Source organism: Psychromonas algicola, from assembly GCF_004378355.1.
Taxonomy (GTDB): domain Bacteria; phylum Pseudomonadota; class Gammaproteobacteria; order Enterobacterales; family Psychromonadaceae; genus Psychromonas.
Map to the genome: position 1 here is coordinate 19,361 of NZ_SNUB01000004.1, position 14,129 is coordinate 33,489.

At 37.0% G+C, this 14,129-nt stretch carries 14 protein-coding genes; 7 read left to right on the forward strand and 7 right to left on the reverse strand.

Going from position 1 to position 14,129, the window contains the following annotated elements; all coding sequences use genetic code 11:
• Nucleotides 1–62: 62 nt before the first annotated feature.
• From E2R67_RS02930 to rplU, 6 genes are all read right to left on the reverse strand, one after another.
• Entirely contained in the window at nucleotides 63–1,478 is a 1,416-nt protein-coding gene (locus tag E2R67_RS02930) for a glycoside hydrolase family 1 protein (protein WP_134289450.1), read from the reverse strand.
• Nucleotides 1,479–1,547: 69 nt separating this feature from the next.
• Nucleotides 1,548–1,853 (reverse strand): PTS sugar transporter subunit IIB, encoded by a 306-nt coding sequence (locus E2R67_RS02935; RefSeq protein WP_134289451.1) that lies wholly within the window; start codon nucleotides 1,851–1,853, stop codon nucleotides 1,548–1,550.
• Between the two features lie 42 nt (nucleotides 1,854–1,895).
• Nucleotides 1,896–3,239 carry a PTS sugar transporter subunit IIC gene (locus tag E2R67_RS02940; protein ID WP_134289452.1) on the reverse strand — a complete coding sequence of 448 codons (1,344 nt, stop codon included), beginning with the start codon at nucleotides 3,237–3,239 and terminating at the stop codon, nucleotides 1,896–1,898.
• A 401-nt stretch (nucleotides 3,240–3,640) separates the two neighbouring features.
• Nucleotides 3,641–4,807, reverse strand: a complete 1,167-nt coding sequence (gene cgtA / locus E2R67_RS02945) for an Obg family GTPase CgtA (RefSeq protein ID WP_134289453.1) — start codon at nucleotides 4,805–4,807, stop codon at nucleotides 3,641–3,643.
• A gap of 387 nt (nucleotides 4,808–5,194) precedes the next feature.
• A complete protein-coding gene (gene rpmA, locus E2R67_RS02950; protein WP_113818176.1) occupies nucleotides 5,195–5,452 on the reverse strand; it encodes a 50S ribosomal protein L27 in 258 nt (85 codons plus the stop codon).
• A 16-nt stretch (nucleotides 5,453–5,468) separates the two neighbouring features.
• Complete coding sequence (rplU, locus tag E2R67_RS02955; RefSeq protein WP_025563511.1) at nucleotides 5,469–5,780, reverse strand: 50S ribosomal protein L21; 312 nt, start codon at nucleotides 5,778–5,780, stop codon at nucleotides 5,469–5,471.
• Between the two features lie 474 nt (nucleotides 5,781–6,254).
• Here rplU and E2R67_RS02960 point away from each other — a divergent pair, with 474 nt between their 5' ends.
• The 7 genes from E2R67_RS02960 (at nucleotide 6,255) to ispB (ending at nucleotide 12,625) form a co-directional block, all read left to right on the forward strand.
• Nucleotides 6,255–7,031 (forward strand): DUF3450 domain-containing protein, encoded by a 777-nt coding sequence (locus E2R67_RS02960; protein ID WP_134289454.1) that lies wholly within the window; start codon nucleotides 6,255–6,257, stop codon nucleotides 7,029–7,031.
• A complete protein-coding gene (locus E2R67_RS02965) occupies nucleotides 7,031–8,383 on the forward strand; it encodes a MotA/TolQ/ExbB proton channel family protein (protein ID WP_134289455.1) in 1,353 nt (450 codons plus the stop codon). Before E2R67_RS02960 ends, E2R67_RS02965 begins: the two co-directional genes overlap by 1 nt.
• A gap of 2 nt (nucleotides 8,384–8,385) precedes the next feature.
• Nucleotides 8,386–8,895, forward strand: coding sequence for a MotA/TolQ/ExbB proton channel family protein (locus E2R67_RS02970; protein WP_134289456.1), 510 nt, complete (start codon nucleotides 8,386–8,388; stop codon nucleotides 8,893–8,895).
• Nucleotides 8,896–9,294, forward strand: a complete 399-nt coding sequence (locus E2R67_RS02975) for an ExbD/TolR family protein (protein ID WP_134289457.1) — start codon at nucleotides 8,896–8,898, stop codon at nucleotides 9,292–9,294.
• Nucleotides 9,266–9,925, forward strand: coding sequence for an energy transducer TonB (locus E2R67_RS02980; RefSeq protein ID WP_134289458.1), 660 nt, complete (start codon nucleotides 9,266–9,268; stop codon nucleotides 9,923–9,925). The genes E2R67_RS02975 and E2R67_RS02980 overlap by 29 nt, the downstream gene beginning before the upstream one ends.
• A 1-nt stretch (nucleotide 9,926) precedes the next feature.
• Complete coding sequence (locus tag E2R67_RS02985) at nucleotides 9,927–11,267, forward strand: tetratricopeptide repeat protein (RefSeq protein WP_243836935.1); 1,341 nt, start codon at nucleotides 9,927–9,929, stop codon at nucleotides 11,265–11,267.
• Between the two features lie 386 nt (nucleotides 11,268–11,653).
• The gene (gene ispB / locus E2R67_RS02990) at nucleotides 11,654–12,625 is read left to right on the forward strand and encodes an octaprenyl diphosphate synthase (RefSeq protein ID WP_134289460.1); all 972 of its coding nucleotides are present in this window, start codon (nucleotides 11,654–11,656) and stop codon (nucleotides 12,623–12,625) included.
• A 98-nt stretch (nucleotides 12,626–12,723) separates the two neighbouring features.
• Here the strand turns inward: ispB and E2R67_RS02995 are convergent, their stop codons facing one another.
• On the reverse strand, nucleotides 12,724–14,037 hold the full coding sequence (locus E2R67_RS02995) for an adenylosuccinate synthase (protein ID WP_134289461.1): 1,314 nt from the start codon (nucleotides 14,035–14,037) through the stop codon (nucleotides 12,724–12,726).
• Between the last annotated feature and the right edge of the window lie 92 nt (nucleotides 14,038–14,129).

The window sequence follows — 14,129 nt, forward strand, 5'->3', positions numbered from 1 at the left end:
GGCTTTATTACTTTACATAAAAGACTTTATGGTTCTTTCAGCAAAAAATTGAGTAATAAAACTTAATCTTTTAAACTTTCACCGCGAGTCTCAATCACTTCTTTAAACCAATGGAAAGAAGCTTTTTTCTTACGTGCTAAATCATTAGCGTGGTCGACATAAATAAAGCCATATTGTTTTTTATAACCATTCAACCAACTTAATAAATCAATGGCAGACCAAGCGTAATAACCTTTAACATGAACTCCCTGTTTAATAGCTTCACGAACAGCGCATAAATGGTCATTAATAAAATCGATACGAGGTGTATCAAGAATGTCACCATTAATAATTACGTCTTCGTCACCCAAACCATTTTCAGTGATATAAAATTTGATTTGTCCGTAATGTTCTTTAAGCATCACGAGGCCAGAAACAAAACCTTCTGGAGATATTTCCCAATCCCATTTTGTGTACTTTTTGTCAGCCATTTTGACACTTTTATAAACATGGTCGAAACTTGGGTTACCTGGAGATCCGGTTGAGTTTTCGCGTGTAATCTCAACTTTTTCAACTTCACCATTAATTTTCTCAACTCGCATAGGCTGATAGTAGTTCAGTCCCATAAAATCATTTAATGGCGCAGCTTGTTTGATTGTTTTTAGCTCTGCGTCAGTCCAATTAGGCAATAAACCACTGGCTTCAAGCTGCTTTACAACGTATTCGGGATATTCACCTTTTAAAATAGGATCGTAAAACCAATTCATATTGTATTGATTGGCATGCATAGCGGCGAAGATGTTTTCTTCTGAATCATCAACTCCATAAGCAGGACAGAAAACATGACTTAAACCAATTTCACCGTACTGTTTAAGCTTTTTATATTCAATGATGGTACGTGCGTGGGCATAAAAGACATTATGTGTAACATCAAAGTATTTTTTAGGATCATTTTGAATACCAGGGGGATGCGCACCAGACATATAGCCGAGTGATGCAAAGACAACCGTTTCATTAAATGTAATGAAATGTTTCACGCGGTCTCCAAAAGCATTAAAACAAATCTTCGCATATTCTACATAAGCATCACCTGTTTCTTTATTTAACCAAGCCCCTGCTTTTTCCAGTGGTAAAGGCAAATCCCAATGATATAAAGTAACGAATGGAACAATCCCGTATTTCAAGCATTCATCAATTAAATTATTATAAAAATCAATGCCTTTTTGATTTATTTCACCTGTACCTGTTGGAAGAATACGCGCCCATGAAATTGAAAAACGGTAAGACTCTAACCCCATTTCAGCCATTAGCTTGATATCTTCTTTATAACGATTGTAATGATCAATCGCGATATCACCATTTGTGCCTTCGAAGGTTTTACCTGGTATCTTAACGAATTCATCCCAATTGGTAGGGCCTTTACCGTCTTGATCCCAAGCTCCCTCTACTTGATACGAAGCTGTCGCCGCACCAAATAAAAAGTCATTTGCAAATTTCATATTATTACCTTTTAAAATCAGTTTTAAATACAGCTAATAACAACTTGTTATTAGCTGTAATAATATTATTTAAGCTAAAAGCGCTAAGGCACTGGTTAATATTTTTTCACCGTTTACCATTCCATAATCAACCATATCGATAACCTCAACTTTTTTACCGTAAGGTGTTGCGAGCTTTTGCAATTCATCCTTTTTAAAACGGATCTGTGGACCTAATAAAAATAAGTCATACTCTTCAACATGGTCTTGGAAGGATTCAAAGCCTTGTGCTTCAATAAGCACATCCACTTTTTTCTCTTCAGCGGAAGCGCGCATCTTTTTAACAACCATAGATGTTGACATTCCAGCGGAGCATAATAGTAAAATCTTTTTCATATAAACCTCTCTATCTATTCATCATTACGACTAATGATGTTTTTAAGCGTTAACTTTTTGTTGTTCTTTTAACTGTTCAGAAGCTGATTTTAAATCTTCATTTTCTTGTTCTGCAGCTAACTTATCTTGGTATTTAAAGAACGGGAAGTAGACAAACAGAGTCATCACAAAGACACAAATTTGTAATACTGCAGCCGTCCAACCACCAATAATAAATCCACTTAAGATCATTGGTGTTGTCCAAGGCACTTGTACTGCTGTAAATGGGCCAACTAAACCAACGTTAATTGAAAAATAAACCATACAAACAGATAACACAGGCGCTAAAATAAATGGAACAAGCATAATAGGGTTAAATACAATTGGCGTAGCAAAGATGATAGGCTCATTGATATTGAAGATACCCGGAATCAGTGACAAACGACCTAATTGCTTCATTTGCACAGAACGTGAAAATAAAACCATGCAACATACAAGACCAAAAGTAAGACCAGAACCACCTACAGTGATAAATTGATCTACGAATTGGTTAGTTACGATCTTCGCATTTTCACCTGCAATTAAGGCTTCACCAGCATTTACTAAAGACTGATTATGCAACGCATTCGCTGTTACGATAGGTCCCATAATTCCCATTACAATAACTGGACCATGCACACCACACCACCATAGTAGAGAAATCATAATTGCTATAGTTAGCGCACCCCAGAAAGAATCTGACATATTTTGTAATGGCGTTTGTAATATATAATAAATAGTTTCAATCAAAGTGGATTCAAATACACGATCAAAAATGATGTAAGTAAGGAAGGCTAATAAAATAATAACAAAGCCAGGAATCAATGATTTGAAGGCATTTGAAACCCCTTCTGGCACAGCATCAGGTAATTTAATAATCCAATCATTTTTTAATGCTGTTGAATATATTTTACCAACAACCAAACCGATAATAATGGCAGCAATCATCCCTTTACCGCCTAAAAATGCCTTAGGAATAACTCCTCCTATTTCAGTAACACCATCAGGAGCCACGACGAAAGCAGGTAAAAGAATAAGCATAGAAACAATACTTAAGACACCAGCATTAGCACCTGGATAACCTTCATATTTAACATAGGTATAAGCAATACCAAATGCGCCGACTAAAGCAAGGATATCAAATGTTGCACCTACGACTTGGAATAATGGCGTTCTCCATTCTGCGCCAAAAATACCCGCCATAAACTCGTCGTAACCATTAATCGGGATAAAGGCAAACAATAGAAAGACCGAACCGACAATAGTCAGCGGCATTGTCAGCATAAAACCTTCCTTGATAGCGACAAGAGGTTTAGAGTTTACAACCTGCAACACTTTTCCTAATAACCAATTTAATCGATCGTTCATATTATTCTCCCTCAGATTTTCATCATTAATATTTAAACAACGTATGTAGCTGAATTAAATGTAACCGATTACTGTAACCGGTTACATTACAGTAAATCATAAATTCGACCTTACTCACAATTAACCCCAACAATTAATCAAAAACAAGTGAACACGCACACAATATCAATTAATCATTTTAAATCAATAGGTTAAATAACTTAAAAGTTACTTTTAAGTTAAGCAGTAATATTTAATGGAGGAAATTAAGAATAAAGTAACTACGAAAAATTAGCTTAGATCTAGCTATAGCAGCCCTTTAGAGTAATAACAGGCCTTCGCTAGAAGTAAATTTAAGATAATAAAAAACCCATACAAAATACTTTGTATGGGTTTTTACAAATAGAGCTGAAGTTTAAGAATTAATCTCTAACGTAAATAACTTCCATCATTTCGTCTTCATCATCCCAATCTTCGTCATCAATATGCACAGCACCTTCAACCGCATCGATTGCTGATTTATGATAATCATCCCATTGGAATTCAACCTGTTGACGCTCTTCTTCTTGACTGAACTCAGCTGGTAACTCTTCAATATAAGCAACAAGCTCTTTACAAACTTCATGTGTACCAGTCTTAGAAATAGCTGCAACTTTATAAACAGGACCATCCCATTCAAGTGCATCTTTAACGCGTTGCATCACTTCTTCAGCTTCGTCTTCCAATAATAAATCAATTTTATTAAAGATTAACCAGCGTGGTTTTTCAGCTAACTTAGGGCTATGTTTCTTAAGTTCTTCTAAAATAACTAACGCATTTTCAGCAGGATCACTACCATCAGCAGGCAACAAATCAATCATATGCAGTAAAACACGACAACGTTCTAAATGACGTAAAAAGCGAGTTCCTAACCCTGCACCATCAGAAGCGCCTTCTATTAACCCAGGAATATCTGCGATAACAAAGCTATTACCATGCCCCATACTTACCACCCCTAGATTAGGGATCAAGGTAGTAAACGGGTAATCTGCAACTTTAGGTTTAGCGGCAGAGACACTACGGATAAAAGTAGATTTACCAGCATTAGGCAGACCTAGCATGCCCACATCGGCAAGCAATAACAGTTCTAATAATAAATTACGAACTTCGCCAGGTGTCCCTTCCGTCTTTTGACGAGGCGCACGGTTAGTTGAAGTTTTAAAACGTGCATTACCTAAACCGTGGAAGCCACCTTTTGCCACCATTAATTTTTGGCCGTGCTTGGTTAAATCACCTACGATTTCACCGGTATCATCATCTCGACAACGTGTTCCAACAGGTACTTTGATGATCTTATCTTTACCACGCGATCCAGTACAGTCAGAAACTTGTCCATTTTCACCACGTTCAGCGCTATAAAAACGAACAAAACGGAAGTCGATTAGTGTGTTTAAGTTTTCATCAGCTTCTAGGTAAACATCACCACCATCACCACCGTCGCCACCATTTGGACCACCACGTGGAATATATTTTTCAGTACGGAAGCCAACAACACCGTTTCCACCGTCACCAGCGTCCACTTTAATTCTTGCTTCATCAACAAATTTCATTTCAATCTCCAAAAAACACACTCACACTTTACGTGCAATGATTATACTTATTTCTATTGATCATAGTTTATACCAATCACGATAAATAGCTTATCTATTTTACTGGCTAAAAGAGCTCACTTCTTTGTTATAAATTTCGTAAAGGGAACTGCCATTAAAGTATTAAAGTGTTTTACTTAATACTACCGATAGAGGGTTAACGAAGTTAACCTCTCGAAAGGTGTCAATTTATGCCTCGAATTGAACTATTTTTTCTGCACAAAATTTAGATAACATATTCAACGTAATTGGTATGACATCTTTATTTCAATAGAAATAAATAAGCAAATATATAGGTAAAAAAAAACCTCGCATTTGCGAGGCTTTTAAAGTTTTGCTTCGAAAGAACTACTCTGCAACAATGCTCACGAATGAACGTACAGGTTTACCTTTCTTTTCGAACTTAACAGTACCAGTCGCTTTAGCGAATAGTGTGTGGTCTTTACCTAAGCCAACATTTAGACCAGCGTGGAATTTAGTACCACGTTGACGAACTAAAATGTTACCAGCTAATACAGATTCGCCACCAAAACGTTTAACACCTAAGCGTTTACTTTCTGAATCGCGACCATTATTAGTACTACCACCAGCTTTTTTATGTGCCATTTTTAATAACTCCTAATTAAGCGTTAATCGCAGTAATTTTAATTTCAGTAAACCACTGGCGGTGACCAGCTTGCTTACGAGAATGTTTACGACGGCGGAACTTAACGATTTTAACTTTCTTGCCACGACCGTGAGCTACTACTTCTGCAGTAACTTTACTTCCTTCAACGTATGGAACACCAACTTTAACGTCTTCAGCACTTGCTACTAATAGAACTTTATCAAATTCTACAGTTGCGCCAGCTTCAACATCAAGTTTTTCCAAACGAAGAGTTTGTTCAACAGCAACACGGTGTTGCTTGCCACCACTCTGGATAACAGCGTACATGTTTCTTACTCCGTTCAGGCATCTCGTGCGGTTTTATTTCAACCTCAACATCGAGAGCACACTAATTAATTACAATGGTCGCGGATTCTACAGAGACATAGCCAGTTTGGCAATCAGTTTTGGATAAAATATTGTAATTAGTTTCTCTGTTTATCATTTAGCATTTAAAGCGAATGAAAAACACTTATTTTTCAATAAGATAAAACTATCAAAAGTACAATATAAAAATCACAAAAGATGAACGGCAGAATCGCGACAAAACTAAGTTAATGGTTTTACCACCCTTTTTTATTAAGGCTCATTTTACAAGCAAATAACTTCACAATAAATAGAAAATTGAATGAATAAATAAAGAAATAAAAAATAAGATTTATTACCAACTTATTGCCAAACTCCACGCCTTAAGTATAATGATTCTCATTTAGAAGTTGGTATTTCACTGACAATCACGTTTTATTTAATGGCCACAACAATATGAACTATTCAAAAATATGCATAATTAGCTTATTTAGCTACCTATCGCTATTACCAGTGAAAGCTGAAACTGAACTCAACAGCGTTATATCTGCAAAGCAAGAAACGCAACGTCAGGCCCAAAAGACGCAGCAACAAATTATTGAATTAGATGAAAAAACCAGTGAAGTGGTGAATGAATATCGCGCTTTACTTCGTGAAAATGCGATTTTAGACACATACAACCAGCAATTAGATAAACAACAATTACAACAGCAAAAAAAATTACAAAGCCTAGCAATGAACATGGCAAACGTACGTGAAGTACGTATGGAGTTAATGCCATTAATGCAAGAAATGGTAAAAGTACTGACATTATTCGTCAATAATGATGTTCCATTTCTATGGCAAGAACGCCAATTGCGTTTAACCGAATTAAACAACCTATTAGATAACCCTAATGTTAATGTAGCCGATAAATATCGCCGTATTGTAGAAGCTTATCAAATTGAAACTGAGTACGGTGACACGCTAGAAACATGGCAAGCACAATTACCGCTAAGTACTGAAAATAAAGCGGTGCAGCTAATTAAAGTTGGCCGTATAGCCTTATACTATCTCACTCCAGATCAACAAATGGCAGGTTACTGGGATAACAATGCTCGCACATGGAAAACATTGCCTGAAAGTTGGTTAACCAAGGTCAAGCAAGCCTATCAAATTGCTAACAACAAAACCGTACCTAGTTTATTGGCCCTCCCCTATTTACCAGCACAGCGACAACAGGAGGCACAATAATGTTAATGACTCACTGCAAAAAGATAACAGCCATTAGTTTGAGTTTATTGTTCTTGTCAGCGAACGCGACTCCGCTAGATGACTTATTAGAGCAAGTAAAGAAAAGCAACAATATAGAAACGAACATTGATACAAAAGCATTAACAGAGTTTAAAAATGACTTAAAAACTCAACAAGCAAATCTAAAAAAACAACGTGATCGTAATAAAGCATTACAGCAAAAAATGACAAGATCACAGGATAATATTGCGATTAATAATAAAAAGATCGCAACGCAACAACAAGTCGCGAATACTGAAAAAGCAGATTTAGACAAAGTCTTTGATGAATTTAAAAGAGCCAGTCAAGATTTAAGCGGGCAATTAAAGAAAAGTCCAATTAGCGCATCTTTAACAGGCCGTTCAGCTCGATTATCCCCTTACAGTGAAGCAGATTTCGAACCAGACTTAACAGCTATAAAGACACTTTGGTTGCTATTCACCGAGCAGATGGTTGCAACAAGCAAAATAACAACCGTAGAGCAAACGGTCACCATGGCTGATGGTAATAAAGCAGTATTAACGGTCACTAATATTGCAGGCTTTTCCGCCTTTAGCCCTGAAGGGGCCTTATTGTATAAACCAGCAAGTGAAACTTACCAACTATTAACGCCTAAATCAGCAGATATTGATGCTCGGATTGAAGCCTTTGAACAAGTTGATAACGGATTTATCAGTCTACTCATTGATCCAACTTCAGGCGCTTTATTAGAACGTTCAACGCATACACCTGCTTGGTGGAAAGTCTTTTCAGATGCAGGCATTGTAGGTGGAATTATCGTAGTTGTTGGTGTGCTAGGTATTGTTATTGCCCTACTACGCTTTTTGCTGTTAACCAAAGAATCAAAACTAATTCATATCCAAAAACAGCAGTTAACTAAGATTGGCGACAATTCACTAGGTCGTATTATCAGTGTTGCAGATCAACATGCTAACAGTAATGCAGAAGAATTAATGCGCTTTCTCGATGAAGCCGTACTCGGAGAGATACCCGAATTCCGTAAAGGTTTAGGTACCTTAGCGGTACTTGCCACCGTCGCTCCCTTGCTCGGTTTATTAGGAACGGTTGCAGGTATGATTGAAACATTCCACGCAATCACCGCTTATGGGAATAGTGATCCACAAGTACTTTCAAGCGGTATTTCCCAAGCATTATTAACCACTAAATTTGGATTAATAGCCGCCGTTCCGTTATTGCTATGCCATAGTTTTTTAAGTAGTAAAAGTGACAGTATTTTAAATGTGATTGAACACCAAACCGCTGGGTTATTAGCACAGCGTCAACAATCACTTACTAACCGTAGCGAGCTATAAGTATGCAAGCGTTTACTGACTTTCTGAGCGATACATCAGCTATATTTTGGATCATTATGATGCTATCCGTTGTGATGTGGTGGACGATCGCTCGTTGCTATTTACAGTGTTATTTTGAGTACCCTAAGCTTTTAGCGCATTACCGAAGATCTTGGGCAAAGTGGCAAGATCAACCTCACTTATTAGCGATAGCAATTCGCGATGGTTTTACAGCAGAGCTAAATAACTTACTCACTCGGAATCTAATCTTCATCAAAACATTAACCGCTGTTTTGCCTTTATTAGGTTTACTCGGCACAGTGGATGGAATGATTGATAACTTTTCAGTGTTATCTAATAGCTTAGGCGTATCTGAATTATTTAGTAGCGGTATTGCTCAAGCATTACTGACTACATTGGCAGGATTAGTCACAGGTTTATCAGGCTTATTTTTTTGCCATAGCTTAACTAAAAAAACCAATTTACTCACGCTAGATCTTTCACAGCAACTAGTGATAGCAAAAGGAATATAAATGAGAAGTCGATTCACACGTAATCAAGATGCAGTTAATGTCGATTTGACTCCAATGATCGATATGGTTTTTATCTTATTGATTTTTTTCTTAGTCACCGCGTCATTTAACAAAATGAATGCCATTGATATCCAACGTCCAGATGGCAGCACAAATGATTCACAAGATGCCGTTGCACTCGTTATTTCAATTGATCCTCAAAATGGTGTCTGGCTCGAAGGAGAGCCAATTGATATTCGAAAATTACGCAGCCGTGTTAAATCACTAAGCGGTGGAGAACACACCTCGGTCATGTTAAATGCAGATCGCTCAGTAAATACAGGACGATTAATCGAAGTATTAGACCAAGTTAGATTAGCAGGAGTAAATAATGTTGCAGTTGCTACAGCCGGGCAGTAAACACTTCTCATTTGCTGCATTCACACTCGCAATCGTAGTGAACGTTAGTTTAGCGGGGCTTATTTATGGATTAACCATTGGGAACAGTAAACAACCAATTAAAGATCCACTCACAATAAATTTCCGCCAATTTACTGACTCTACGGTAGAGGAGCAGAATAATGAACCTGAGTTAGAGCCGATCGAAGAGCCGCAACCAATAACAGCAGCATTACCTCCTGCAGTGCAAGCAACATTTGATGCTCCAGACATCAGCTTTAACAACAGTATTAGTTTACCGGCGGTTTCTGTACCTACTTTTAATGTTTCTCCACAGCTTGTGGATGTAACCAGTGCAATTCAACCGGAAGCGGTATTAGCAGAGCCACAAATAGGATTAGCGAAAATACGTCATAAAAGTAACCCAGAATATCCCTATAAGGCACGACGTTTGAAAATAGAAGGCTATGTATTACTACACGTATTGATTGACGATGCAGGACGCCCAAAAGAAATTAAAGTCATTGAAGAGCAACCTCGTGGTTATTTTGCTAAAGCATCTCGTAAAGCAGTTGGCCGCTGGGAGTTTGAAAAAACACCAGCAGGTACAACAGAATGGAAAAAAGTAAAACTAGGCTTTGAACTCAACTAACATGAAATCACATTACTCATCATTTTTTACCTCAGTGTTGTCATTATTGTGCATCAGCTTATTGTTTATTCCTCAAGTAAGCGAAGCTCAAGTGCCCCCTTCTATTTATAATCGTTATCAAACATTGGCAACCTCGTTTACTCAAATAATCGAAGAAAAAGAAAAACAACCAACCGAGGAGTCGAAGCAAAAGTTAATCGAAAATATTAAGCTTTTTTATCAACAGCAAAGCACCCATTCATTAGAGCGTCAGCTACTTGCAAGTAACTTATATTTACAAGTTTTGCTAATGCAACAAAATTACTCACAAAGCTATCAAGTGGTTGAATCATTATTAAGCCAATCTCTAAGCCAACAGCAACAACTCACTTTTCACCAGTTGGCTGGCCAGTTAGCAGCACAATTTAAAGATGCGAGCGACGCAAGCTCAATGCAATGGTCATTGGTTGAAAAACATTTTACGGCTTGGTTTTCTATTCTTAAAAAATTAGATAAAAAACAACGAAGTAACTATAAAATAAGCGAGAAACAAGAAGCAAGTAATGCGGCTTTATTAGCTCAAGCTTTTTATCTTCAACATAAATTAAACGAAGCACTTTTTCCTGCTAAACAAGCTTACAATTTATTTCCTAAAGAAGAGCCTTATTTAAAGTTATTACTTGCGCTTTTACAAGGGTTAGAAAAATACAAAGAGCTTAACCAATATTTACAAATAGCTGTGATCGATTTTCCTCAATCGGAGGATTATTGGCACCGTCTTGCTTATAGTTATTTAAGCCTAGATAACAATGAGTTGGCATTATCTACACTTGCCATCACACGAAACCAAGGTTTGTTGAATACACAAGGCTATAAAATATTAGCTTCACTGTATTTGCAATTACAACAACCCAGACTGGCTGCTGATGTTTATCTTGAAGGAGCAAAGAACAAGCGACTTGAAAAAGATGAAAGCTATTATGAAATATTAACTAATGCTTGGTTAATGGCCAGAGATAGAAAACAGGCATTAAATCTACTTGCATCAGCAAAGAAAGCAGGATTTCAATCTAACAAACAGGAACAACAGCAAGCACAATTGCTTTATTTAGAAGGACGCTGGGAAGAAGCTGAAGTTGCTTATAAGTCATTATTAAGAAACCACATAGAAGATAAAACTCAATCAACGACGAAACAACAAGATAAAAACAAACTCACCATAGACAAATGGCACTTTTTACTGGCAATGAGCCAAATTGAACAAAATAAAAAAACACAAGCCAAAGCAAGCTTATTAAGCCTACAAACTAAGCAATATCAAGGTTATGCAAAAGAATGGATAGCACAATTAGAAGAAAAATAACGAAGTAATGAGAGTGCATTTTGAAAAACAAAAAAGACTAAAGTTCAATCGCTTATGCTTGTTATTTAGGTATTAATAGCGTGAATTAAGCAAAACATAAAAAGGTTAAATTAATGATAAATTATTTAAACAAAATGATTTAACAGAAGAATAAGTTACCAAATAGATAAAAGCCACACATTAAACGAATAAAGACAATAAATATCAACAAGTTAACTTACAGAAAGAGTAAACAATTAATCAACAACAATAGTGAAGCCTTAAGTACTACACTTATTCCTCAATTAATAAACCTTATTAACCAACTATCCCCTGTTGAGATATTACTCATAAACGGCAATAATAGTGCTCTCGCTTTATATTGCGTCCAATGGAAATTTTTACCTATGAATATTAAACAAATTCAGCAGCTTTCTTCTGTAGATATGACTCAAGTAAATCAATTGATTACTGAGCAATTAAGCTCCGATGTTGCGTTAATAAATCAGCTTGGTTTTTATATCATTAATAGTGGAGGCAAACGTATACGTCCTCTTATTACCGTGCTGGCGGCACAGGCAATTAATGTTTATAACCCACAAATGACCAAGCTTGCTGCGATTATAGAATTCATTCATACGGCAACGTTATTACATGATGACGTGGTCGATGAATCTGATTTACGTCGAGGTGAAAAAACAGCAAATGCATTATTTGGTAATGCAGCTAGTGTGTTAGTGGGCGACTTCCTATATAGCCGTTCATTTGAAATGATGACAGAGCTTGAAAACTTGAAAGTCATGAAAGTATTAGCTAGCGCAACTAATGTGATTGCTGAAGGTGAAGTATTACAATTAATGAATTGTAATAACCCCGATACAACAGAACAGACCTATATGGATGTTATCTACTTTAAAACAGCTAAATTGTTTGAAGCAGCGACACAATTAGTGGCGGTTTTAGGTGAGCAACCTAAGGCAATAGAAGACGCACTACTCGACTACGGTAAATATCTAGGCACAGCCTTCCAATTAACCGATGACGTTATGGACTACGCTTCAGATGCTGATGAAATGGGTAAAAACACGGGCGATGATCTAGCCGAAGGAAAACCAACTCTTCCGTTACTCTATGCAATGCAACAAGGCACCCCAAAGCAAGTAGCCTTAATTAGAGAAGCCATTGAAAAAGCCAATGGGATGGATTATTTTGACGAGATAATGCAAGCGTTAAAAGAAACCAATGCATTAGAATATACCAAACAACGAGCAATTGAAGAGTCAGAGAAAGCCATTTCAGCAATCAGCATACTACCAGAGAGCGAATACAAGCAGGCATTAATAAGTTTAGCGAATATTGCAGCAAATAGAATAAGTTAGCTAATGAGAAACTTTTCTTTTGTATAACAATTTATAAAAACAAAAAAGCCGTAAATTAATTTACGGCTTTTTACATTGTAGCGAATTAAACAATCAGATTAGTTAAATGGATTAACCTGAATCATTGTTTCGTTACGATCTGGACCAGTAGAGATAATATCAATTGGTACGCCAGTAATTTCTTCTAAGCGTTTGATATAAGCTTTAGCGTTCGTAGGTAACGCATCATAGCTTGTTACACCAAATGATACTTCAGACCAACCAGGCATAGTTTCATAAACAGGAACTGCTTGTTCATAACCATCAGCTGCCATCGGTGGTACATCGACTACTTTGCCATCAGGCATAGTGTAACCAGTACAGATTTTAATTTCTTCTAAGCCGTCTAAAACATCAAGCTTAGTTAAACAAAAACCAGTAATACTGTTTAATTGTACTGCGCGTTTGATAGCAACCGCATCAAACCAACCCGTACGACGTAAACGACCAGTCGTAGCACCAAACTCATGACCAACTGTACCCATGTGATGACCAGCAGGATCTAACTTATCAATGCCATCATAAAGTTCTGTAGGGAAAGGACCTGAACCCACACGTGTTGTGTAAGCTTTTACGATACCTAACACATAGTCAAGATGCGTTGGACCAAAACCACTACCAGTAGCAACACCACCAGCTGTAGTATTTGAAGAAGTTACGTAAGGGTAAGTACCATGGTCGATGTCAAGTAATGTACCTTGAGCGCCTTCAAATAAAATATTTTCACCACGACGACGAGCTTTATCAAGTTCATCGGTAACATCAATAACCATACTAATTAATAGTGGCGCCATTTCTGTCATTTGAGCAAGTACATCTTCGTAGCTTACTGGATCAACTTTGTAGTAATTAACTAATTGGAAGTTATGGTATTCAACAACTTCTTTTAGTTTCACTGCAAATTTTTCCATATCGAATAAGTCATCAACACGTAAACCGCGACGAGCAACTTTATCTTCGTAAGCAGGACCGATACCGCGACCGGTAGTACCAATTGCTTTATTGCCACGCGCTTTTTCACGAGCAACATCTAATGCAACATGGTAAGGAAGAATTAAAGGACAACCTTCACTGATTGAAAGGCGTTCTTTAGCAGGAATACCTCGTTCGATAAGCATGTTCATTTCTTTAAACAATGCATCAGGCGCTAATACCACACCATTACCGATAACACATTTTACATTTTCACGTAAAATACCAGATGGGATCAAATGAAGAACAGTCTTCTCTCCATCAAGTACTAGTGTATGACCAGCATTGTGTCCACCTTGATAGCGAACAACCCATTGTGCTTTGTCTGTTAGTAGGTCAACGACCTTCCCTTTACCTTCATCACCCCATTGAGTGCCAAGAATTACTACATTTTTTCCCATCAGAATCACATATCTCTAGCGAATTAAGCGGGGATTTTAGCAAAAAGAGAACAGTTGAATCAATATCTTTGTGAGTTAATCCGAATATATAT

Bases quoted from the DNA above. Each gene is read 5' to 3' on its own strand.
- E2R67_RS02930 (WP_134289450.1), bottom strand. From the start codon at position 1,478: ATGAAATTTGCAAATGACTTTTTATTTGGTGCGGCGACAGCTTCGTAT.
- E2R67_RS02935 (WP_134289451.1), bottom strand. From the start codon at position 1,853: ATGAAAAAGATTTTACTATTATGCTCCGCTGGAATGTCAACATCTATG.
- E2R67_RS02940 (WP_134289452.1), bottom strand. From the start codon at position 3,239: ATGAACGATCGATTAAATTGGTTATTAGGAAAAGTGTTGCAGGTTGTA.
- cgtA (WP_134289453.1), bottom strand. From the start codon at position 4,807: ATGAAATTTGTTGATGAAGCAAGAATTAAAGTGGACGCTGGTGACGGT.
- rpmA (WP_113818176.1), bottom strand. From the start codon at position 5,452: ATGGCACATAAAAAAGCTGGTGGTAGTACTAATAATGGTCGCGATTCA.
- rplU (WP_025563511.1), bottom strand. From the start codon at position 5,780: ATGTACGCTGTTATCCAGAGTGGTGGCAAGCAACACCGTGTTGCTGTT.
- E2R67_RS02960 (WP_134289454.1), top strand. From the start codon at position 6,255: ATGAACTATTCAAAAATATGCATAATTAGCTTATTTAGCTACCTATCG.
- E2R67_RS02965 (WP_134289455.1), top strand. From the start codon at position 7,031: ATGTTAATGACTCACTGCAAAAAGATAACAGCCATTAGTTTGAGTTTA.
- E2R67_RS02970 (WP_134289456.1), top strand. From the start codon at position 8,386: ATGCAAGCGTTTACTGACTTTCTGAGCGATACATCAGCTATATTTTGG.
- E2R67_RS02975 (WP_134289457.1), top strand. From the start codon at position 8,896: ATGAGAAGTCGATTCACACGTAATCAAGATGCAGTTAATGTCGATTTG.
- E2R67_RS02980 (WP_134289458.1), top strand. From the start codon at position 9,266: ATGTTGCAGTTGCTACAGCCGGGCAGTAAACACTTCTCATTTGCTGCA.
- E2R67_RS02985 (WP_243836935.1), top strand. From the start codon at position 9,927: ATGAAATCACATTACTCATCATTTTTTACCTCAGTGTTGTCATTATTG.
- ispB (WP_134289460.1), top strand. From the start codon at position 11,654: ATGAATATTAAACAAATTCAGCAGCTTTCTTCTGTAGATATGACTCAA.
- E2R67_RS02995 (WP_134289461.1), bottom strand. From the start codon at position 14,037: ATGGGAAAAAATGTAGTAATTCTTGGCACTCAATGGGGTGATGAAGGT.